Source organism: Streptomyces sp. Y309, from assembly GCF_056712025.1.
Map to the genome: position 1 here is coordinate 2,816,381 of NZ_CM160048.1, position 20,835 is coordinate 2,837,215.

General features: G+C 72.0%; 19 protein-coding genes. 10 read left to right on the top strand and 9 right to left on the bottom strand.

Annotated features, from left to right (window positions below; all coding sequences use genetic code 11):
- Positions 1–143: 143 nt before the first annotated feature.
- Complete coding sequence (locus AC0KTA_RS10555; RefSeq protein ID WP_481054850.1) at positions 144–1,622, top strand: cytosine permease; 1,479 nt, start codon at positions 144–146, stop codon at positions 1,620–1,622.
- Positions 1,623–1,777: 155 nt separating this feature from the next.
- Here the strand turns inward: AC0KTA_RS10555 and AC0KTA_RS10560 are convergent, their stop codons facing one another.
- Positions 1,778–2,707 (bottom strand): zinc-binding dehydrogenase, encoded by a 930-nt coding sequence (locus AC0KTA_RS10560; RefSeq protein ID WP_481054851.1) that lies wholly within the window; start codon positions 2,705–2,707, stop codon positions 1,778–1,780.
- A 385-nt stretch (positions 2,708–3,092) separates the two neighbouring features.
- Between AC0KTA_RS10560 and AC0KTA_RS10565 the strand changes: the two genes are divergently transcribed.
- The gene (locus AC0KTA_RS10565) at positions 3,093–3,755 is read left to right on the top strand and encodes a TetR/AcrR family transcriptional regulator (RefSeq protein WP_481054852.1); all 663 of its coding nucleotides are present in this window, start codon (positions 3,093–3,095) and stop codon (positions 3,753–3,755) included.
- 71 nt (positions 3,756–3,826) lie between these two features.
- Here AC0KTA_RS10565 and AC0KTA_RS10570 read toward each other — a convergent pair whose 3' ends face one another.
- Both AC0KTA_RS10570 and AC0KTA_RS10575 read right to left on the bottom strand, forming a co-directional pair.
- On the bottom strand, positions 3,827–4,915 hold the full coding sequence (locus tag AC0KTA_RS10570; RefSeq protein WP_481054853.1) for a branched-chain amino acid aminotransferase: 1,089 nt from the start codon (positions 4,913–4,915) through the stop codon (positions 3,827–3,829).
- 436 nt (positions 4,916–5,351) lie between these two features.
- Positions 5,352–6,392, bottom strand: coding sequence for a 3-isopropylmalate dehydrogenase (locus AC0KTA_RS10575; RefSeq protein ID WP_481054854.1), 1,041 nt, complete (start codon positions 6,390–6,392; stop codon positions 5,352–5,354).
- 162 nt (positions 6,393–6,554) lie between these two features.
- Between AC0KTA_RS10575 and AC0KTA_RS10580 the strand changes: the two genes are divergently transcribed.
- The gene (locus AC0KTA_RS10580) at positions 6,555–8,144 is read left to right on the top strand and encodes a purple acid phosphatase family protein (RefSeq protein ID WP_481054855.1); all 1,590 of its coding nucleotides are present in this window, start codon (positions 6,555–6,557) and stop codon (positions 8,142–8,144) included.
- Between the two features lie 58 nt (positions 8,145–8,202).
- On the opposite strand, the gene AC0KTA_RS10585 is transcribed toward AC0KTA_RS10580, so the two are convergent.
- Complete coding sequence (locus tag AC0KTA_RS10585) at positions 8,203–8,331, bottom strand: hypothetical protein (RefSeq protein ID WP_481054856.1); 129 nt, start codon at positions 8,329–8,331, stop codon at positions 8,203–8,205.
- Between the two features lie 213 nt (positions 8,332–8,544).
- Entirely contained in the window at positions 8,545–9,540 is a 996-nt protein-coding gene (locus AC0KTA_RS10590) for a LysR family transcriptional regulator (RefSeq protein ID WP_481054857.1), read from the bottom strand.
- A 67-nt stretch (positions 9,541–9,607) separates the two neighbouring features.
- On the opposite strand from AC0KTA_RS10590, the gene AC0KTA_RS10595 reads away from it, so the two are divergent.
- Positions 9,608–10,624, top strand: coding sequence for an NADP-dependent oxidoreductase (locus AC0KTA_RS10595; protein WP_481054858.1), 1,017 nt, complete (start codon positions 9,608–9,610; stop codon positions 10,622–10,624).
- Between the two features lie 121 nt (positions 10,625–10,745).
- Here AC0KTA_RS10595 and AC0KTA_RS10600 read toward each other — a convergent pair whose 3' ends face one another.
- Complete coding sequence (locus tag AC0KTA_RS10600) at positions 10,746–11,315, bottom strand: GNAT family N-acetyltransferase (protein ID WP_481054859.1); 570 nt, start codon at positions 11,313–11,315, stop codon at positions 10,746–10,748.
- 77 nt (positions 11,316–11,392) lie between these two features.
- On the opposite strand from AC0KTA_RS10600, the gene AC0KTA_RS10605 reads away from it, so the two are divergent.
- The 5 genes from AC0KTA_RS10605 (at position 11,393) to AC0KTA_RS10625 (ending at position 16,046) form a co-directional block, all read left to right on the top strand.
- Entirely contained in the window at positions 11,393–12,082 is a 690-nt protein-coding gene (locus AC0KTA_RS10605; protein WP_481054860.1) for a CDP-alcohol phosphatidyltransferase family protein, read from the top strand.
- Complete coding sequence (locus tag AC0KTA_RS10610; protein WP_481054861.1) at positions 12,079–12,942, top strand: phosphatidate cytidylyltransferase; 864 nt, start codon at positions 12,079–12,081, stop codon at positions 12,940–12,942. Before AC0KTA_RS10605 ends, AC0KTA_RS10610 begins: the two co-directional genes overlap by 4 nt.
- Before the next feature lie 56 nt (positions 12,943–12,998).
- Positions 12,999–14,234 carry a lysophospholipid acyltransferase family protein gene (locus AC0KTA_RS10615; protein ID WP_481056378.1) on the top strand — a complete coding sequence of 412 codons (1,236 nt, stop codon included), beginning with the start codon at positions 12,999–13,001 and terminating at the stop codon, positions 14,232–14,234.
- Positions 14,235–14,318: 84 nt separating this feature from the next.
- A complete protein-coding gene (locus AC0KTA_RS10620) occupies positions 14,319–15,050 on the top strand; it encodes a nitroreductase family protein (protein WP_481054862.1) in 732 nt (243 codons plus the stop codon).
- A gap of 123 nt (positions 15,051–15,173) precedes the next feature.
- The gene (locus AC0KTA_RS10625) at positions 15,174–16,046 is read left to right on the top strand and encodes an alpha/beta fold hydrolase (protein ID WP_481054863.1); all 873 of its coding nucleotides are present in this window, start codon (positions 15,174–15,176) and stop codon (positions 16,044–16,046) included.
- A 105-nt stretch (positions 16,047–16,151) separates the two neighbouring features.
- On the opposite strand, the gene pruA is transcribed toward AC0KTA_RS10625, so the two are convergent.
- Together pruA and AC0KTA_RS10635 are read right to left on the bottom strand one after the other, a co-directional pair.
- Positions 16,152–17,783, bottom strand: a complete 1,632-nt coding sequence (gene pruA, locus AC0KTA_RS10630) for an L-glutamate gamma-semialdehyde dehydrogenase (protein ID WP_481054864.1) — start codon at positions 17,781–17,783, stop codon at positions 16,152–16,154.
- A 50-nt stretch (positions 17,784–17,833) separates the two neighbouring features.
- Positions 17,834–18,760, bottom strand: a complete 927-nt coding sequence (locus AC0KTA_RS10635) for a proline dehydrogenase family protein (protein WP_481054865.1) — start codon at positions 18,758–18,760, stop codon at positions 17,834–17,836.
- Between the two features lie 226 nt (positions 18,761–18,986).
- Between AC0KTA_RS10635 and AC0KTA_RS10640 the strand changes: the two genes are divergently transcribed.
- Complete coding sequence (locus AC0KTA_RS10640; RefSeq protein ID WP_481054866.1) at positions 18,987–20,186, top strand: PucR family transcriptional regulator; 1,200 nt, start codon at positions 18,987–18,989, stop codon at positions 20,184–20,186.
- Here AC0KTA_RS10640 and AC0KTA_RS10645 read toward each other — a convergent pair.
- Entirely contained in the window at positions 20,175–20,792 is a 618-nt protein-coding gene (locus AC0KTA_RS10645) for a TetR/AcrR family transcriptional regulator (RefSeq protein ID WP_481054867.1), read from the bottom strand. The genes AC0KTA_RS10640 and AC0KTA_RS10645 overlap by 12 nt on opposite strands.
- Positions 20,793–20,835 lie beyond the last annotated feature (43 nt).

Sequence of the window (20,835 nt, forward strand, 5' to 3'; positions counted from 1 at the left end):
CGCCGGCCTCGGAAGCAAGCATTCCGGACCACACAGTTAGAGCATCACTCTAAACATAGATTACCCAGCACGGAACCATTGACGGCCGAGCATGACGTGCTCCACATTGAACGGCACTCAAACACTTGGGAGAGGGCACCCTCATGCCGATAGAACAGCGCGGAGTCGACACCATCCCCGAAGAGGAACGCACCAGCGGCCCCCGGGACGTGGTCTCGATCCTCCTCGGCTCCAACCTCTGCCTCGGGGTGATCGTCTTCGGCTGGCTGCCGGTGTCGTTCGGCCTGAACTGGTGGGAGTCGGTGACCTCGGTGGTGGCGGGCACCCTGATCGGCACGGCCCTGACCGCGCCGCTCGCCCTGGTCTCCTTGCGCACCGGCACCAACCTCTCGACCTCGTCCGGCGCGCAGTTCGGCGTCCGCGGCCGCCTCGTCGGCTCGGTCGTCGGACTGCTCCTCTCCCTCGGCTACACCGCGCTGACCATCTGGATCGGCGGTGACGTGATGGTCGGCACCCTGCACCGCCTGGTCGGCCTGCCCGCGGACGGCCTCTCCTACGGCCTGGTCTACGCGGCGCTCGCGGCGGCGACGGTGGGCGGGGCGGTGTACGGCTACGGGGTGCTCCTGCGCCTCTCGCGGATCCTCGCGGTCGGCATGACCGCGCTGCTCGTCCTCGGCGTGGTGGCGTACGCGCCCGACTTCACCACCACCGCGCTGCCCGACGCGGGCGGCTACGCGCTCGGCTCGTTCTGGCCGACGTGGCTGCTCGCCCTGGTCGCCGCGGGCCTCTCCGGCCCCATCGCCTTCATCACCCTGCTCGGCGACTACACCCGCTATGTCTCCCCCGCGCGGCACTCGCCCCGCCGCGTCCTGCGGGCCACCTGCGTGGGCCTGACGGCGGGACTCCTCGTGCCGCAGCTCTTCGGTACGTTCACCGCGTACGCCGCCGGGGCCGCGCTCGACTACGCCGAACCGCTGGTCGCGGCGGCGCCCGGCTGGTATCTGCTCCCGCTGCTGCTCGCCGCGTCCGCCGGGTCCGTCGGCAATGCCGGGCTGATGCTGTACTCCATGGGGCTCGACCTCGACGCGATCGTGCCGCGGGCGTCGCGGGCGCGAGCCACGTACGCGGTGGCCGTGGTCGCCACCGGGTGCGTGTTCGTGGGGCACTTCGCCTGGGCGGCGCAGGACGCGATGACGTCCTTCGTGCTGCTGCTCACGGCCATCGGGACGCCGTGGGCCGTGATCACGCTCATGGGCTTCGTACGCTGCCGTGGCGTGTACGACGCCGACGCCCTCCAGGTCTTCAACCGCCGTGCGCGGGGCGGGAGTTACTGGTACCGGGGTGGCTGGAACCCGTGGGCCACGGCGGCCTGGGCCCTCGGCGCGGGCGTCGGCCTCCTCGCGGTCTCCCTCCCCTTGTACGAGGGGCCGCTGCTCTCCCTGACGGGCGGGGTGGACTGCAGCTTTCTGCTGTCGGGGGTGGTTGGGGGTGTCGCTTACGCGATGTACCCCAACCCCGCCCCTTCCCGTAACTGGGGCTCCGCCCCAGACCCCGCTCCTCAAACGCCGGAGGGGCTGAATACTTCGCCGGTGCGGCAAGGTTTTAGCCCGTCCGGCGATTGAGGACGAGCCGCGGAGCGGCGATCGGCGGGGGTCGTCCCACCCACCCGGGACACCCACCCCGGGGGTCCGGGGGCGGAGCCCCCGCCCGCGGCAGAGCCGCTAATCGATGCAGCGGGAAGGGGTGGGACTGGGGAAAGCCCCGCAGGGAACCCGCCTCACCCCACCTCCAGCACCGCCTTCCCATGCAACCGCCGCCCCCGCAGCGCCTCCACCGCCACCCCGGCGTCGCCCCACGCCCCCCGCCACGTCTCCCCCGCATCAAGCCGCCCCGCGGCAACCTCCCCGGCCAGCCACTCCAGATCCCGCGCAAGCGCATCACACCCCAGCAGATAGAAGCTCACGACCGCCCGGTCGTGCCGCCCCTGGTCCCCGTACAGCACCCCATGCGGAAAGTGCTCGTCGTCCCCACCCGAGTGCCCCACGGAGACCAACACCCCGCCCGCCCCCAACTTCTCGTACGCGGCGACCAGTTGCCGCCCACCGACGAGATCCACGACCCCGTCCAGGGACCCCTCGGCCTCGGCGGGGTCACCGACGACCGCGTGCGCGCCGAGCCCCCGCAGCAACTCCCCCCGCCCGTCCGGATCCCCGGTCGCGGCCACGACGTACGCGCCGGCCCGCCGCGCGAGCTGCACGGCATACCGCCCGACCCCACCCGTCGCCCCGGTGACCAGGACCCGCCGCCCGAGCAGGGGCCCGACCCGGTGCAGGGCGCGCAGCGCGCTCGCCCCGGCGACCGGGATCGTACTGATGGCTCCGAGGTCGGCCCCCTCCGGCACCACGCCCATGAACCGCGTGTCCACGGCGCGGAGTTCGGCCCACCCGCCGGCCTCGCCGAGGGTCACCACGGGGGTGCCGGCCGCGGGCCCGGAGCCGTCGGCGGCGGCGCGCTCGACGTATCCGGCGGCGTCCCAGCCGAGCACGGTGCCCGGCGCGGCGCCCGGCACGACGCTCGCGACCTCGCCGTAGTTGAGGGAGGTCGCGGTGACCCGGACGAGCGCCTGGTGCGGGGCGGGTTCGGGGTCGGGCGCGGAGCCGAGACGGAGCCCGGCGGGGGCGGAGGGGTCGACGAGGAGAGCACGCATGACGAAGTCACCTTTCACAAGGCACGAAGGACAGGGAGGCCACCCCGGGCAGAACGGAGCCCGGCAACGGAGCGGCACGCAGCACGAAGCGGCACCGCAACGCAGCGACACGGCGGCATCGCGACGCAGCCACACCACGACACCGCGGCACCACGACACCGCGGCACCACGACACCGCGGCACCACGACACCGCGGCACCACGACACCGCGGCACCACGACACCGCGGCACCACGACACCGCGGCACCACGACACCGCGGCACCGCGGCACCACAACGCAAGCGGCACGCAGCACATGGCGCCGCGGGCCGACCTACCTCCGCCATACTGCCACTGAGTGGCATTAGCCCTCAAGTGGCATTGGCTACCGAGCTACACTCCCGGCATGGACCCCGCACGCGCCCCCGCCCAGCTCCCCCTGCGCGAACGCAAGAAGCTCCGCACCCGGCAGGCCCTGGTCGACACCGCCCTCGACCTGTTCACGGAGCGCGGCTTCGACGGCGTCACGCTCGACGAGCTCTGCGACGCCGTGGAGGTGTCCAAGCGGACCTTCTTCCGCACGTTCACCAGCAAGGAGGACGTGGCGATGGCACCGCTCCACGACCTGTGGACGGTGTTCCTCGACGAACTGGGCGAGGTGCGGCCGGACAGCCGCCCGCTGCACGAACTGCTGCGCGACACCCTGCTCGGCGCGCTCGACCGGATGCCCGGCGAGGAATGGGCGCACCGCGTGCTGCTCAACCGCCGCCTCGCCGCGGACAATCCGTCGATGGACGCGCACGGCCTCGCCTTCTGCGACCGCACCGGCCGCGCCGCCCTGGACATCGTCGTACGCCGCTTCGACCTCGGCGACACCCCGCCCGACCCGGACCGGCTGCGCGCGCACCTGGCCGTCGACCTGCTCGTGGCCGCCTGGCACCGCGGCCTCGACGTCTGGACGACCGGCGCCGCCGCGCCCTCGCGGGCCGGTCTCGCCGCCGCGTTCCGCCGGGCGTGCGCGGCCGTACCCGAAAGCCTGACGCTCACCGCGCACCCCAGGTCACCCTGAGAGCGCATGAAGGCCGGGCCCGGCAGCAGTTGCCGGGCCCGGCCTTCACGGACGGACGATCAGGGAAGGGCTCAGCCCAGGCGGTGCATCCACCCGTGCGGGTCGGCCGCGACACCCCGCTGGACATCGAGCAGCGCGTCCCGCAGCTTCATGGTCACCTCGCCGGGGCTGCCGCCGCTCTGCACCCACTCGCCGCGGGCGGACTTGACCGTGCCGACCGGCGTGATGACGGCGGCGGTGCCGCAGGCGAAGACCTCCGTGAGCGTGCCGTTCGCGCTGTCGGCCTGCCACTGCTCGATGGAGACGCGGCCCTCCTCGGAGGTGTAGCCGAGGTCGCGGGCGACGGTGAGGAGCGAGTCCCGGGTGATGCCCGCGAGCAGCGAGCCGGTCAGCTCGGGGGTCACGATCTTGTCGCCGTACACGAAGTACAGGTTCATGCCGCCCAGTTCCTCGACCCACTTGTGCTCGACGGCGTCGAGGTAGGCGACCTGGTCGCAGCCCTTCTCGGCGGCCTCGGCCTGGGCGAGCAGGGACGCGGCGTAGTTGCCGCCGGTCTTGGCGTCGCCCATGCCGCCGGGGACGGCGCGCACGCGGTCCTCGGAGAGCCAGATGGAGACGGGCTTGACGCCGCCGGGGAAGTACGCGCCGGCGGGCGAGGCGATGACGGCGAAGAGGTACTCGTTGGCGGGCTTGACGCCGAGCCCGACCTCCGTGGCGATCATGAACGGGCGCAGGTAGAGCGACTCCTCGCCGCCGTGCGCGGGCACCCAGTCGATGTCCTGCCGCACGAGGGCGTCACAGGCCTCGATGAAGGTCTCGACGGGCAGCTCCGGCATGGCCATGCGGCGCGCGGAGGACTGGAAGCGCCGGGCGTTGGCCTCGGGGCGGAACAGGGCGACGGAGCCGTCGGGCTGGCGGTAGGCCTTCAGGCCCTCGAAGATCTCCTGGGCGTAGTGCAGGACGGTGGTCGCCGGGTCGAGGGAGAGCGGGCCGTACGGCACGAGCTGGCCGTCGTGCCAGCCGCGGCCCTCCGTCCAGCGGATGGTCACCATGTGATCGGTGAAGTGGCGGCCGAACCCGGGGCTGGCCAGGACCGCCTCGCGCTCCGCGGCGGAGACCGGGGTCGAGGAGGGCTTGAGCTCGATCGTGGGCGTCGTCATGGTTGCGTGTCCTTCACCGGTTTGTGTGTGACGGACCACCCACGGGCCCGTACGCCCGCATCCCTCGCGGCGTCCGGGCACGTCGCCGTAACGCGGTCCCACGTTCGATTATCGCTCGTGGCACGGCATGGACGAAACAGCGGTCAGGGCGGCCCTGGGTTCGATGGTGACACCCGGTGGCCGCAAACGAGAAGCCGCCGGGTGCTGGTGCGACCCGGCGGCCAGGGCGTGTCCGATGGGTCCCGTCGGCGTCGCGGCGCCTGGCACGCGCGTCTGCGGCGTTGTCGTCGGTTGCCGACGCTCCGCGTCGACGCCCTCCTCCGCCTTGCAGCCACACGCACCAGACACCGCTCGACCCCACAAAACACGCACCCGGAACACAGCCGACCGGACCCATCGGACACGCCCTTGCTGTGACGGAGCAGTGACCGGCGGATCAGCCCGCTACTCGTACGGCGAGCGCGTCGCCGATCTCGTCGGTGGTACGAGGGGTGTCGCCGCGCCCGCCGAGGTCGGCGGAGACGGCCTCCTCGACACGGATCGCCTCGTTGTCGTAGCCGAGGTGGCGCAGGAGGAGGGCGACGGACAGCACGGTCGCCGTCGGGTCGGCCTTGGCCTGGCCCGCGATGTCGGGCGCCGAGCCGTGCACGGGCTCGAACATCGACGGGAACTCGCGGCTCGGGTTGATGTTCCCGGAGGCCGCGACGCCGATGCCGCCGGAGACGGCCGCGGCGAGGTCGGTGATGATGTCGCCGAAGAGGTTGTCGGTGACGATCACGTCGAACCGGCCGGGGTCGGTGACCAGGTAGATCGTGGCCGCGTCGACGTGGATGTAGTCGGTGGTGACCTCGGGGAACTCCTCGGCCACCTTGTTGAAGACGTTCGTCCAGAGGTGGCCCGCGTACGCGAGCACGTTGTTCTTGTGGACCAGCGTCAGCTTCTTGCGCGGGCGGGCCTGCGCGCGGGCGAAGGCGTCGCGGACGACGCGCTCCACACCGAAGGCCGTGTTCACGGAGACCTCGGTGGCGACCTCGTGCGGGGTGCCCTTGCGGATCGTGCCGCCGTTGCCGGTGTAGGGGCCCTCGGTGCCTTCGCGGACGACGACGAAGTCGATCTCGGGCTGGCCCGCGAGCGGCGTGGCCACGCCCGGAAGCAGCCGCGAGGGGCGCAGGTTGACGTGGTGGTCGAAGGCGAAGCGGAGCTTGAGCAGGAAGCCGCGCTCCAGGACGCCGGAGGGGACCGAGGGGTCGCCGATGGCGCCGAGCAGGATCGCGTCGTGCTTCTTGAGGGCCGCGAGGTCGGCGTCGGTGAGGGTCTCACCGGTGGCGTGATAGCGGCGGGCCCCGAAGTCGTACTCCTTGGTCTCCAGCTTCACATCCTGCGGGAGAACGGCGTTGAGGACCTTGAGTCCCTGGGCCACGACTTCCTGGCCGATCCCATCTCCGGGGATCACTGCGAGATTGATGCTGCGAGACATACCGGCACGGTACTCCTCGTCCCATCCAATGACATGCGCCGTCCACCATACGGACAGCCCAGGTCCGCCTCGCGGGGCCCCACGGGGGCGCCACCACATGGACACCCTCTCTTCACTCCCACGTCTGGCGCGAGTTGGAAGTTACTGGGAAGTTCCCTCGTCATGGAGACCCCCAACCTCGGCATACCCGAGCAGCTCGCGAAGACCATGAGCATGCCGGAGCAGCACGAATACCTCCGCAGCAGGCTCTCCCGGCGCAAGGTGCTGGCGAGTTCGTTCGCCACGGCGGGCGTCGCGGGCGGCATAGGTCTGCTCGCGGGCAGCTCGGGCAGCGCGTACGCCGAGCGCCCCAGCGCCACCTCCCCGCTCGCGGCCCCGCCCGGACCGGTGAAGGTCGACGGCAAGCTCGTCGCGCCGTTCGGCCGCCATCTCGCCTTCGGGGCCGACCCGAAGACCCAGATGCGGATCTCCTGGCAGGTGCCGTTCGCGGTCAAGTCCCCTTACGTACGCGTGGGTCCGAAGCCGTGGGAGCTGAGCCAGAAGATCGAGGCGGAGGTGCGCGACCTGCACACGCCGTCCCTGTCGAAGAAGCTCCCGAAGGTCGAGCAGTACTACCTGCACGCGGCGCTCGACGGCCTGAAGCCCGGCACGACGTACTACTACGGCGTCGGCCACGACGGCTTCGACCCGGCGTCGCCGGAGCGGATGTCCACGATCGGCTCGTTCCGTACGGCCCCCGCGCGGCCGGAGAAGTTCGTCTTCACGGCCTTCGGGGACCAGGGCGTGAGCTACGAGGCGCTGGCCAACGACCAGTTGATCCTCGGCCAGAACCCCGCCTTCCATCTGCACGCGGGCGACATCTGCTACGCGGACACCACCGGGCACGGCAAGGAGGGCGACACCTACGACGCGCGCGTGTGGGACCAGTTCCTCGCGCAGACCGAGTCGGTGGCGAAGTCCGTGCCGTGGATGGTGACGACCGGCAACCACGACATGGAGGCGTGGTACTCGCCCAACGGCTACGGCGGCCAGTCCGCGCGCTGGTCGCTGCCCGAGAACGGCTTCGACCCCAAGGGCGCGCCGGGCGTCTACTCGTTCCGCTACGGCAACGTCGGCGTCGTCGCCCTGGACGCGAACGACGTCTCGTACGAGATACCCGCGAACAAGGGCTACACGGACGGCAAACAGACCGCCTGGCTCGACAAGCGCCTCGGCGCACTGCGCGCCGACGAGGACGTCGACTTCGTCGTCGTGTTCTTCCACCACTGCACGTACTCGACGGCGACGCACGGCTCCGACGGCGGCGTGCGCGACGCCTGGCTGCCGCTGTTCGCCAAGCACCAGGTGGACCTGGTGATCAACGGCCACAACCATGTGTACGAGCGCACCGACGCCATCAAGAACGGCGAGGTCGGCAAGCCGGTGCCGGTCGGCGCGTCGACCGATCCGACGCGCGACGGCATCGTGTACGTCACCGCGGGCGGCGCCGGCAAGGACCTGTACAGCTTCCCGGTCGGGGTCGGCGACAGCTACGAGGGCCACGAGAACGACGAGGGGACGATCCTCACGTTCCACTGGACCAAGCTGCGCCTGCCCGACCCGGACACCGTGGAGTGGTCACGGGTGCGCTACACCGGCTTCTCGTTCCTCGCGGTCGAGGTGACGACCGGAGCGCGTCCGAAGCTCACGGTCTCGGCGCTCGCCGAGAGCGGCGAGCGCGTCGACCACTTCGAGATCGAGCGCCGGAAGTAACGGACCGGCACGGGGAACGCCGGAAGCAGCGCGGTGGCGGACGACCGGCGGGCGGGGCTCAGTGCCCCGTCTCGCCGCCGTTGTCCCTGCGGTCGAGGGCCCGCTGGAGGGCGGCGGCAGCGTTCTTGCGCTCGGACTCGGTGGGACGGACGATGTGGCGGACTCGGCGGGCGGTCGTCTCGGCCATGGGACATCGACTCCTTCGATCGGGCATCCGGGAGTGCTGATCCGCGCACGCGGAGCTGTGCGCGGAGAGGGGGTTACGAGACGCCGGAAGAGGCGGGGAGCGTGGGCCGCAGGGTTCGCCTGCACGGGCCCGGCTCGCGGCCGCCTTCGCTTGATCGAGCGAGACGTTCGGCTCCTACAAAGCTAAGACAGCTTCGGCCACTTGTCTCTACGGTTAGTCGGACTTCCTACTATCTGAGACGACTCTCACTGGAGCGGCCGACCCTGCTTCCGTTTCCGGCCGGCCCCGAAGCGCCCGCAACTCCCGGATGAGGGCCCGTACGGCCAGCGATCCTGCCTGCTCAGGCGTGGTGACATAGCCCACGGAGCGGGTCGGGCGGTCCGGCCCGAGGTCGCTGACCCGGACCGTGGGCGGCGCTCCGGTCAGGGACAGGGCGGGCATGATCGCCATGGCGTGCCCGGCGCTCACCATCGCGAGCACCGCCCCGTCGTCCTCGGTCTGCGTGTTGGCCCTGGGGATCCAGTCCTGGCGCGACCACCAGTCGCGGGTGTACGAGGTGCAGTTCTCGGCCCAGTCGGCGAGCGGCAGGGAGCGCGGGTCGGGGTGGCCCGCCGGGTGCACGAAGGAGTACGGCTCCTCGAGGAGCACGCCGCCGACCAGTCCGCGCGGGATCGGCGACGTGGTGCCGATGGTCGCGATCGCGATGTCCGCGCGCCCGTCGGCAACCTCGCCCGCGGTGCCGCGGCCCAGTTCGCGTACGACACGGACCTCGGGCTCGATGCCGGGGTGGCGGGCCCGCAGGCCGGCGAGCGCGGGCGGCAGCAGGTGCAGGGCCGCACTGCGGAAGGCGGCGATGCGCAGCGGGCCGGTGAGGGTGGCCGCCCCCGGACCCGCGGCGCCGTCGGCGGCCCCGCGTGTCTCGGCGGCGAGGATCTCCAGGAGCCGCAGCACGCGCCGCGCGTGGGCGACGGCGCGCTCGCCCGCGGGCGTGGGCGTGGCGCCCGCGCGGCCGCGCTCGAAGAGCACCGCGCCGAGCTTCCGCTCCGTGCCGCGCACCGAGTGCGAGACCGCGGACTGGGTCAGGTCCAGCTCCCGGGCGGCGCCGGAGAAGCTGCGGGCATGCTCGACGGCGACGACGACCCGCAGTTCGTGCGGGGCCAGGTCGTGCTCGGTCACCGGTTCCCACCTCGTCGTATGAGGAGCGCTCATGGTTCGGCGCGTTCCATGAGCCGAACCCTCTGCCGCGCCCCCGCATTCCCCGCCTACGGTCTGCGCCATGAACGATTTCGCCGGCGCCCGCGCCCTCACCGTCCACCAGACCGCCCGCCCCCACGGCTTCCCCACCCCCGCGGACTTCGCGTTCGTGGAGTCGGCGGTGCCCGAGCCCGCGCCCGGCACGGCGCTGGTGGAGAACCTGTACTGGTCCGTCGACCCCTATCACCGCGAAATGATGGACGGCGAGTTCGCGCTGAACGCCCCGCTCGAAGGCCGCACCATCGGCCGCGTGACCGCGTCCCGGACGCCCGAGCTGGCCGAGGGCGAGATCGTCTTCCACCGGCAGGGCTGGCGCACGCACGCGGTGGTGACGCCCGAGGAGGTGCGCCGGCTGCCGCGCTTCGACGGGGTGCCGCTGTCGGCGTACATGAGCATCCTCGGCGGCACGGGCCTGACCGCGTACGTGGGCCTGACCCGCGTCGCGAAGCTGCGCGAGGGCGAGGACCTGTTCGTCTCCGCGGCGGCGGGCGGCGTGGGTACGGCGACGGGGCGGCTCGCCCGCGTCATGGGCGCGCGCCGGATCGTGGGCAGCGCGGGATCGGCGGCGAAGGTCGCCTACCTGAAGGACCACGTCGGCTACGACGACGCCTTCGACTACCACGCCGGACCGGCCGCGGACCTGCTCGCGAAGACCGCCCCCGACGGCGTGGACGTGTACGTCGACAACGTGGGCGGCGAGCAACTGGAGGCGGCCATCGAGAGCCTGCGGGAGTTCGGACGCATCGTCCGCGTCGGCACCGTCGCCCAGTACAACGACCCGCAGCCCCTGTCCGCGCCCCGCAACCTCACCGAGATCGTCGAGAAGAGCCTGCGCATGGAGGGCTTCCACGTGCGCAACTACCGTGATCTTCAGGAGGAGTTGTACGAGTACGTCGTGCCGCATCTGCAGAGCGGCCGGATCGGGCTCGACGAGACGGTCGTGGACGGGTTCGACCGGATCGTGGACGCGTTCCTGGGGATGCTGCGGGGGCGGAACGTGGGGAAGATGATCGTGCGGGCGGCCGGGGCCGACGCCTGAGCAGGGCTGGTGAAGTCCGCTGCGGTTCGGCCGCGCCCTGAAGGGGCGCGGGGAACTGCGCGACCAGCCACGATGGAGCCGCAGATGATCGACGGCCTATGACTGCCCCGCGGCGGAGCGCTTAGAAGACGTCCCCGTCCCGCCAGTCGATGAACAGAGGGTGCGCGGGGTCAAGCCCGGAGTTCCACAGCATCGGCGGGTCCTCGTCCGGCATGTGCTCGACGCCGTTGGGGCCGAGCGTGCCGACGCCTCCGGTCCAGGTCACCCAGCCGTGCGCGCGGTACAGCTTCTCGCCCTCGGTGGACGGCGAGAGGGCACCCAGGTCGTAGGCCCGCTCGACGATCCCCTCCAGCGCGCCCATGACCTGCCCGCCGAGCCCCTGCCGCTGCCGGTCGGGGCGCACGGCGACGGCCTCGACGTAACCGGCGCGCAGCGAACGGCCGTTGTGCAGGACGCGGCGCTGGACGACGGAGCCGTGGGCCAGCAGCGTGCCCTCGCGATCGTGGACGAAGGCGTGCATGCCGCCGAGGCCGTGCGTCCAGTCCTCGTCGCTGAAGTCGCCGTCGAAGGCGAGGTCCATGAGCGCGCGGGCGGCGCCGAGTTCGGCGGGGGTGGCGTCGGCGGTGTGGGCCGTACGCAGCACGGTCCCTTCGGGGGTACGAGGGATGTCGGGGGTACGAGGGGTGGTCACGGGCTCACCGTACTCAGGCTCCATTTGAGTACGCACCCCGATTATCCGGCGCCCCGCCCGGCGGCAGAGTCGACGGCATGAACGGTTCCTCTGCCTCTTCCGGGCCGACCGGGTCCACGGGGTCCGCCGGGCCCGGGCCCACCGGGTCCTCCCCCGGCCTGGGCCTGTACGCCCTGAAGCCCTGGTACGCCCGGAAGCTGTCGGGCGTGCGCGGCGCGCTGGCCCGCCGCGAGGTGTCGCCGGACGCGCTGACGGCGGCGGGTGTGGTGTGCGCGGCGGGCTCGGCGGCGGCCCTCGCGTGGCTGCCGGCGCCGCTCGCCGCAATCCCGGTGGCGGTGCTGCTGGCCGCGCGCCTGGCGTGCGCGAACCTCGACGGCGCCCTGGCCCGCGACACCGGCCGCACGACACGACGCGGCGCCCTGCTCAACGAACTGGGCGACCGGGCCGCCGACTTGGTGATGCTCGCCGGCTTCTTGCCGCTGGCCCCCCTGTGGCTGGTGGCCACGGCGGCCCTGGCGGCGACGCTCCCGTCCTGGGTCTCCCTGGCGGGCGCGGCGGCGGGCGCGGGACGCCTGAACGGCGGCCCCGTGGGCAAGACGGAACGCTGCGCCCTGGTGATCGTGGCAGCGGCCACCGGCTGGTGGACGCCGGTCCTCGTGGCGCTGGCGGCGGGCTCGGCGCTGACGACGGTGACGCGGTGCGGGCGGCTGTGGCGGGAGCTGGGCGCCAACTCACGGAGCGAACAAGGGGAGCTGGGGATCCGATGAGCGTCGCGATGCTCGCGGGCGAGGCGGCCGCGCGGGCCGTGCCCGTCGTGGCGGGGGTGCTCGGTGCCGGTGGGGTGGCCGTGGCCGCGTTGCCCGCGCGGGTGCGGATGCGGGCGGAGTTGCGCAGGCGGTGGCGGACGTGGGCGCTGGCCGCGCCGTTGTTCCTCGGCGCGTTCTGGGCGGGTCCGGCGGGCGCGTTCGTGCTGGCGGCCGGGCTCGGGGCGATCGCCGTCGGTGAGTACGCGCGCATGGCGGCCCTGCCGCGCGGCGAGCGCGCGGTGCTGTGGGCGGCGGCGGTGCTGCTCCCGGCGGCGGCGTGGGGCGCGCCGGACGCACTCGACGTACGGACGGCCGGGGCACTCCTGGTCCTGGCGGTGCTGCCCCCGCTGCTCTCCGGCGACACGGCCCACGGCTTCACCCGCGCCTGCCGCACCCTCTTCGGCCTGCTGTGGATCCCCGTGTCCCTGACGGGCCTGGTCCTGCTGGGCGACACGGCGGTCGCGGTGGGCGTGGCGGTGGCGTTCGGCGACGTGGGCGCATGGTGCGGCGGCACGGCCCTGGGCCGCCGCGGGCTCCTGTCCCGCCCCCTCTCTTCCCTGTCCCCCAACAAGACATGGGCGGGCGTACTCGGCGCGGCAGCAGCAACAGCCGCCGCCCTGGCGTCCGTTGGCGCCTTCACCCCACTCCTCTGGGCAGCGGTCCTGTCCGGCTGCGTACTCGGCGACCTCCTGGAGTCCATGGTGAAACGGGAGGCGGGCGTAAAGGACGCGGGCACCTGGCTCCCGGGCTTCGGCGGCTTGCTGGACCGCATCGACTCATTGCTCCTGGCCCTGCTGGTGACGACGGCGGTGACGCTGTGACGATTCAGCCCGTCCGGCGTTCGAGGACGAGCCGCGGAGCGGCGATCGGCGGGGGCCTGTCCCACCCGAACGGGACACCCACCCAGCGGGGTCCAGGGGCGGCAGCCCCTGGTTACGGGAAGGGGCGGGACTGGGGAAAGCACAGCGCAGCGCTACGCCGAGCCCTCTGGTGGACCCTCCTGACCCTCACCGGAGGTGTCTCCCGCAGAGGCCACCTCCCCCCGGGAGGCTGCGTGGTCGTGGCCAACCACACCTCGCACGCCGACACGGCGGCCCTCCTCGCGGCCCTGGACGCCCACCACGCCCCCACCATCGCCGCGGCGGCGGACTACTGGTTCGCCTCCCCCTGGCGAAGCCGCGTCTGCTCCCGCCTGGCAGCAGGCTTCCCGGTACGCCGCACAGGCGGCGGCATGGACGACCTCCTGTCCAAGACGGACGCCCTGCGCGCGGGCCGCGCCGTGGTCCTGTTCCCGGAGGGCACCCGCGCCAGGCAGGGCGAGCTGGGCGCGTTCCACAAGGGCGCCCTGGTCCTGGCCCGGCGGGCGGGCGTACCCGTCGTCCCCGTGGGCATCGCGGGAACGGACCGCCTGCTCCCGAAGCACGGCCCACTGCGCCCGTCCCTGGTCCGCGTACGCATCGGCACCCCGCTCCCGCCGACGGCGACCCCCGAGGAGGCCCGCGACGCGGTGGCGGCCCTGCACCGCCGTACCACCGAGGAACCCCTGAAGGACTCCCGCACCCGCAAGCGGATCGCCCGGACGCTCACCTCCCGCTGGGGCCTGCCGCTGGCCTTCGCCTGGGCCTTCGCGGAGGCCCTGAGCTGGCCGCTGATGCCGGAACTGCTCCTGGCGATCGCGTGCGTCGCGGTGCCGCGCCGCGCCCTGAAGCTGTCCCTGACGGCCCTGGCGGGCACCCTCGCGGGCGGCGTACTGGCCCTCCAACTTGCGGCATCCGGCACGGACTTGCCGCACCCGCTCACCACCGACCGCATGCGAGCGGAGGCACACCAGCAGCTGACGACCCAATCCGCGTCGGCGGTCCGCCACCAGCCGTGGAACGGCATCCCCTTCAAGGTGTACGCGGCGGGCGCGGGCCACGCCGACGTGCCCGCCCCCGACTGGCTCGCCCAGTCGGCCGCCGCCCGCGGCTCCCGCACCCTCACCGTGGGCCTGGCCTGCGGTGCCTTCGGCTTCCTCGCCCACCGGCTGCGCCGCTTCTACGGCCTCTACCTGGCCCTCCTGACCGCCGGTTTCACGGTCGGCCTGACCCTGATCGTGGCGGGCTGGAGCTGACGGTCACCGTCGCACCCGGCGAATTCCGGTGGCCGCCCTGTCCGCCCCCTGTCCGCCGTCGGCACCGCGCGGCACACTCGGAACATGTCTGATACCGAACAGAGCAAGCCGGAGACCGGACACCACGACGAGCACTGGACACCCATCCACGGGCAGCCCTACCGCTCCGTTCCGTACCGTCCCGCCCGCATGCCCGTGGCCGAATCCCTCGCCCACGCCGCCGAGTTGAGGGAGCGGATGCGGGAGCGGCGCACGGTGCGGCAGTTCGCGGCGGATCCCGTGCCGCCGCAGGTGGTGCGGGACGCCATCGCCTGCGCGGCGACCGCGCCTTCGGGCGCACACCAGCAGCCGTGGACGTTCGTCCTGGTGCAGGACCCGGAGGTGCGCCGCCGGATTCGCGAGGCGGCCGAGCACGAGGAGCAGATCTCGTACGACGGACGGCTCGGCGAGGAGTGGCTGGCCGCCCTGCGCCCGCTCGGCACGGACGAGGTGAAGCCGCATCTGACGGACGCCCCCGCGCTGATCGTCGTCTTCCAGCAGCGCTACTGGCTGGGCGAGGACGGCACGAAGCACAAGCACTACTACGTCGACGAGTCCGTCGGCATCGCCGTCGGCATGCTGCTCTCCGCCCTGCATCTGTCCGGACTCGCCGCGCTGGTGCACACGCCGAGCCCGATGCGGTTCCTGTCCGAGGTGCTCGGCCGCCCGGAGAACGAGAAGGCGTTCGCCGTGATCCCGGTCGGCTATCCGGCCCCGGACTGCCAGGTCCCCGACCTCGTACGGAAGTCCCTGGACCAGGTCCTCGTGGAGGTGTAGCCGCACGCACCGGACCTGAACCCCCTCCAGCTAACCAGTAAAAGACACTTGACTGGTTAGCTGGAGGCGTGCTCGAATCACCCCATCGCCAACCACCTAAACGGCAATGAGGGGTTAGAAGAGATGAGTAGCACCCAGGTCCGCCACCGCTCCGCCACCGTCCGCGGCCACGAGATCTTCTACCTCGAGGCGGGCCCCGCCGACGCCCCCGCCCTGCTGCTCCTGCACGGCTTCCCGACCAGCTCGCACATGTTCCGCGACCTGCTGCCGCGGCTCGCCCACCGCTACCGCCTCATCGCCCCCGACCACCTGGGCTTCGGCCGCTCGGCGACGCCGTCGGCCGCGGACTTCCCGTACACCTTCGCCGAACTCGCCGTCGTGACGGCCGAGTTCACGGAGGCGATCGGCCTGGACCGGTTCGCGCTGTACGTGCAGGACTACGGCGCCCCGATCGGCCTGCGCCTCGCGCTCGCCCACCCGGACCGGGTCACGGCGATCGTCACGCAGAACGGCAACGCGTACGAGGAGGGGCTCGGCAAGGAGGCCTGGGCGCCGGTCTTCGCGTACATCGCGGATCCGGGCGAGGAGACGGCCGCGGCCGTCCACGCGATCCGCTCCCCCGAAGGCATCAAGTGGCAGTACACGCACGGCGTCCCGGACCCGAGCCTGGTCAGCCCGGACGCCTGGGACCACGACACGGCCCTGATGGCACGCGAGGGACAGGACGAGATCCAGCTCGCCCTCATCGGCGACTACGGCAGCAACATCGAGCTCTACCCGGACTTCCAGGCCTACTTCCGCGAGAGCCAGGTTCCCGTGCTCGCGGTGTGGGGCGCCCACGACGAGATCTTCGTGCCCGCCGGGGCGCTCGCCTTCCAGCGCGACCTGCCGGAGACGGAGGTGCATCTGCTGCCGACGGGCCACTTCGCCCTGGAGACGCACGCGGAGCAGATCGCGGGCCTGATCGACGGCTTCTTGAAGAGGGTCACCGGATGACACGGACAACGCTGGACAGGGTCACCGGACAACACACCGCCCCCGGCCGGGGTGGGGCCCAAGCCGGGGGCGGGGTTCAAGGGGGTGTGATCCCCCGTGGGGGTGTCAGCCCATGTGCGGGTAGGAGTAGTCGGTCGGCGGGACCAGCGTCTCCTTGATGGCGCGGGTCAGGGTCCAGCGCATCAGGTTCTGCGGGGCGCCCGCCTTGTCGTTGGTGCCGGAGGAGCGGCCGCCGCCGAAGGGCTGCTGGCCGACGACGGCGCCGGTGGACTTGTCGTTGATGTAGAAGTTGCCCGCGGCGTAGCGGAGCTTCTCCATCGTGTACGCGGCCGCGGCACGGTCGTTGGCGATGACCGAGCCGGTGAGCGCGTAGTCCGACACCGACTCCATCTGGGTCAGCATCTCCTCGTACTTGTCGTCCTCGTAGACGTGCACGGCGAGGAACGGGCCGAAGTACTCGGTGGTGAAGACCTCGTTGGCCGGGTCGGAGCACTCGACGACGGTCGGGCGCACGAAGTAGCCGACGGAGTCGTCGTACGTGCCGCCCGCGACGATCGTGCAGGAGTCGTCGGACGTGGCGCGGTCGATGGCGGCCTTGTTCTTGGCGAAGGCACGCTCGTCGATGACGGCGCCGATGAAGTTCGACAGGTCGGTGACGTCACCCATCTTGATGCCGTCGACCTCCGCCGCGAACTCCTCCTTGAAGCCGGAGTTCCAGATGGAGGCCGGGACGTACGCCCGCGAGGTGGCGGAGCACTTCTGGCCCTGGAACTCGAAGGAGCCGCGGGTCAGCGCGGTCTTCAGGATGGCGCGGTCGGCGCTCGGGTGGGCGACGACGAAGTCCTTGCCGCCGGTCTCGCCGACCAGACGCGGGTACGAGCGGTACTTCTCGATGTTCTCGCCGACGGTCTTCCACAGGTACTGGAAGGTCTTCGTCGAGCCCGTGAAGTGGATGCCCGCCAGGTCGCGGTGGTGCAGCGCGACCTTGGAGACCTCGATGCCGTCACCGGTGACGAGGTTGATGACGCCCTTGGGCAGACCGGCCTCCTCCAGGAGCTGCATGAGCAGCACGGCGGCGTGGGTCTGCGTCGGGGACGGCTTCCACACGACGACGTTGCCCATGAGCGCGGGCGCGGTCGGCAGGTTGCCGGCGATGGCGGTGAAGTTGAACGGCGTGATCGCGTAGACGAAGCCCTCGAGCGGGCGGTGGTCCAGGCGGTTCCAGACGCCCGTGGAGTTCGCCGGGGGCTGCTCGGCGAGCAGGTCACGGGCGTACTTCACGTTGAAGCGCCAGAAGTCGATCAGCTCGCAGGGCGTGTCGATCTCGGCCTGCTGGGCGGTCTTGGACTGGCCGAGCATGGTGGAGGCGGCCAGCGTCTCGCGCCACGTCGTGGACAGCAGCTCGGCGGCGCGCAGGATGATCGCGGCGCGGTCGTCGAAGGACATCGCGCGCCAGGCCGGCGCGGCGGCGAGCGCGGCGTCGACGGCGTCCTGGGCGTCCTGCTGGGTCGCGTGGCGGCCGTTGCCGATGACCGCCTTGTGGTTGTGCGGCTGCACGACCTGGAACGGCTCGCCGCCGCCGAGGCGCTGCACGCCGCCGATCGTCATCGGCAGCTCGATCGGGTTCTCGGACAGCTCCTTGAGCTTGGCCTCGAGCCGGATGCGTTCCGGGGAGCCGGGGGCGTAGCCGTGGACCGGCTCGTTGACCGGGGCGGGGACCTGGGTCACAGCGTCCATGAGTTCCGTAACTCCTTTGTGCGGGGGAAATCTGGCGGCCGGGGGCCGGCTCAGCCCTTGGTGAGGATCGACCGGCCGAAGAAGAGCAGGTTCGCCGGCTTCTCCGCGAGACGGCGCATGAAATAGCCGTACCAGTCGGTGCCATAGGCGGTGTACACGCGCATCCGGTGGCCTTCGGCGGCGAGCCGCAGGTGCTCGTCGCTGCGGATGCCGTACAGCATCTGGAATTCGTACTCATCCAGTTTGCGCCCGGCGCGGCGCGCGAGCTCCTGGGTGATGGCGATGAGCCGCGGGTCGTGGGACCCGATCATCGGGTACCCCGAGCCCTCCATCAGAATTTTCAGGATACGGACGTACGCCTTGTCGGTCTCGGCCTTGTCCTGGTACGCGACGGAGGCGGGCTCCTTGTAGGCGCCCTTCACGATGCGTACGCGGCTGCCGTTCGCGGCCAGGCGGCGGGCGTCGTCCTCGGTGCGGAAGAGATAGGCCTGGATCACGCAGCCCGTCTGCGGGAAGTCCTTCCGCAGCTCCTCGTGGATGGCGAACATCGAGTCGAGGGTGGTGTGGTCCTCCGCGTCCAGCGTAACCGTGGTGCCGATCGCGGCGGCGGCCTCGACGACGGGGCGGACATTCGCGAGGGCCAGCTCGTGGCCGCCCTCCAGCGCCTGCCCGAACATGGACAGCTTCACGGACATCTCGGCCTTCTCGCCGAGCCCGAGGTCCTTCAGGCGCTCGACGAGCTCCAGATAGGCATCGCGGGCGACGGTGGCCTGCTCGGGGGTCGTGATGTCCTCGCCGACGACGTCGAGCGTGACTTCGAGCCCCTTGTCGATGGAATCCATGATCACGGGGATCACCTGGTCGACGCTCTCACCGGCGATGAACCGGTCCACTACCTGCTTGGTGCCCGGCGCCGCCGACACAAAACGGCGCATCTTGTCACTGCGCGACGCGGCAAGGATCACGGGACCCAGCACGGGGCACCTCCACGGGAGTACGAGCGAGTGCCGCACCGGACATTTTTGCGACAGAACCGGTACGGCACGGAGAACCACCGTGAAACTTAAGGATCGCTCGGATCCTGAGCCATCGACACCTGTCACGCATCCGTGGGCTGGATCTCAGACATATGTATGAGGGGCGGCCGGAACTGCGTGAGAATGGGCTTCGTACGGCGATGGCGCGAGCGGAGGGCGGCGGCGGGTGAAGGGCGACTACCAGGAACTGGTCGACGAGATCTCGGCCCTGCTCGGCGCGCCCGCGACCCTGGAGAACCGCGACTTCGAGCTGATCGCCTTCGGCGCGCACGACGGCGGCGACGGCCTGGACACCCCGGACCTCGACCCGGTCAGGACCCGCTCGATCCTCACCCGGCGCTCCACGGCCCAGGTCCGCGCCTGGTTCGAGAGCTTCGGTATCACGCGCGCGACGCGCCCGGTCCGCATCCCGCCGACCCCGGAGGCGGGCGTGCACCGCGGCCGGGTCTGTCTTCCGGTACGCCACCGGGGGTTCGCCCTGGGGTACGTCTGGCTGCTCGACGACGAGCCGGGGCCCACGGACGCGCAGCTCACCGCCGCGATGGAGGTGGCCGCGCGGATCGGCGCGCTGCTCGCGGACGAGGCGCAGGCCGGCGCCGACCTGACCCGGGAGTTCCGGGCGGCCCTGACGGCGGAGCGCGGCTGGCAGCGCGACATGACGGTGGCGGCGCTGCGCACGGCGCTCGGCCCGCGCGGCGACGGGCTGCACGCGGTGGTGTGCGTGGCGCCCTGGCGCTCCCCCAGCTCCCGGCCTCCCTCGGGCAGGACGGGCGGTCCCGCCGCCGACCCGGACGACGTGCCCGCGGTGCGGACGGTGCCGGGGGCGACCGCGCTGTGCTCCGTGCCGTGGGGAACGGTCGGCCAGTCGCTCGCGGTCCTGGTGCGGCTGCGCTCGGCGGACGTCCTGACACCGGCGCTGACGGTGGCGTCCCGCCTGGTCGAGGCGGCGGGCAAGGGCGCCGCGGCCGGGGTGGCGGGGGCGCGGCGCGGGCTCGACGACCTGGGGGCGGCCTGGGGGGAGGCGACGGCTGCGGCGCGGGCGGCGCTCGCGGAGCCGCGGTTCGCGCCGCTCTCGCGCTGGTCGGACATCGGCCCCTACCGGCTGCTCACGGCGCTGCCCCCGGACGCGGCGCACGACGCGGTGGCCCGCGAACTGCTCTCCCCCGCCCACCGCGAACTCGCCCGCACCGCCGAGGTGTTCCTCGACCGCGCGGGCCAGGCGGGCCGCGCGGCGGCCGAGCTGGGCATCCACCGCCAGACCCTCTACTACCGCCTCTCGCGCGTGGAACAGCTCACGAAGCTGGACCTGGACGAGGGCGAGGACCGGCTGCTGCTGCACATGATCCTTAAGGCGTCACGCCTGTAGGGGGCGAGCAGGTGCCGCGGCCCGTTCCTGCTGTCCCGCCCGCTCCATCACCCGCCGCAGCCCCTCCGTCAACTGCGTGGCGTCGGTCGCCGACTCCGGGTCGAAGAGCCACTGCACCATCAGCCCGTTGAGCAGCGTCGTGTAGAGCCGCCCCTCCGCGTCGAGGACCTCGTCGCCCAGCGTGTCCTCGTCGACGTCGAGCAACACCGCGGCGAGGCCCGCGCGCCCCTCCCGCTGTGCCTTGGCGACGAGTTCGCGCACTCCGGGCAGCCGGTCGCCGTGGGTGACGAACTCCAGGCTGAGCACCCACACCCCGCGCGCCTCGGGAAACGTACGGATGACGTTCCCCCACACCTCCTGGAACCGCTCCAGGGAGCCCCCCGGCGCCGCACCGGCGCCGCCCACCGGGCCGAAGGCGTCGCCGATCGACTCGATGAGCGCGATGTAGGCCTGCGCGAGCAGGGCGTCCTTCGAGCCGTAGTGGTAGCCGATGGACGCGAGATTCGTGCCCGACTCCTTGACGATGTCGCGCGCCGTCGTGCGCACGAACCCCTTCTCCAGCAGGCAGCGCTTGGCGCCTTCCAGCAGATCCTCACGGTGTCCCATGCGGCAACTCTACCCACGATCCAGACGCTCGTCCTATACACTC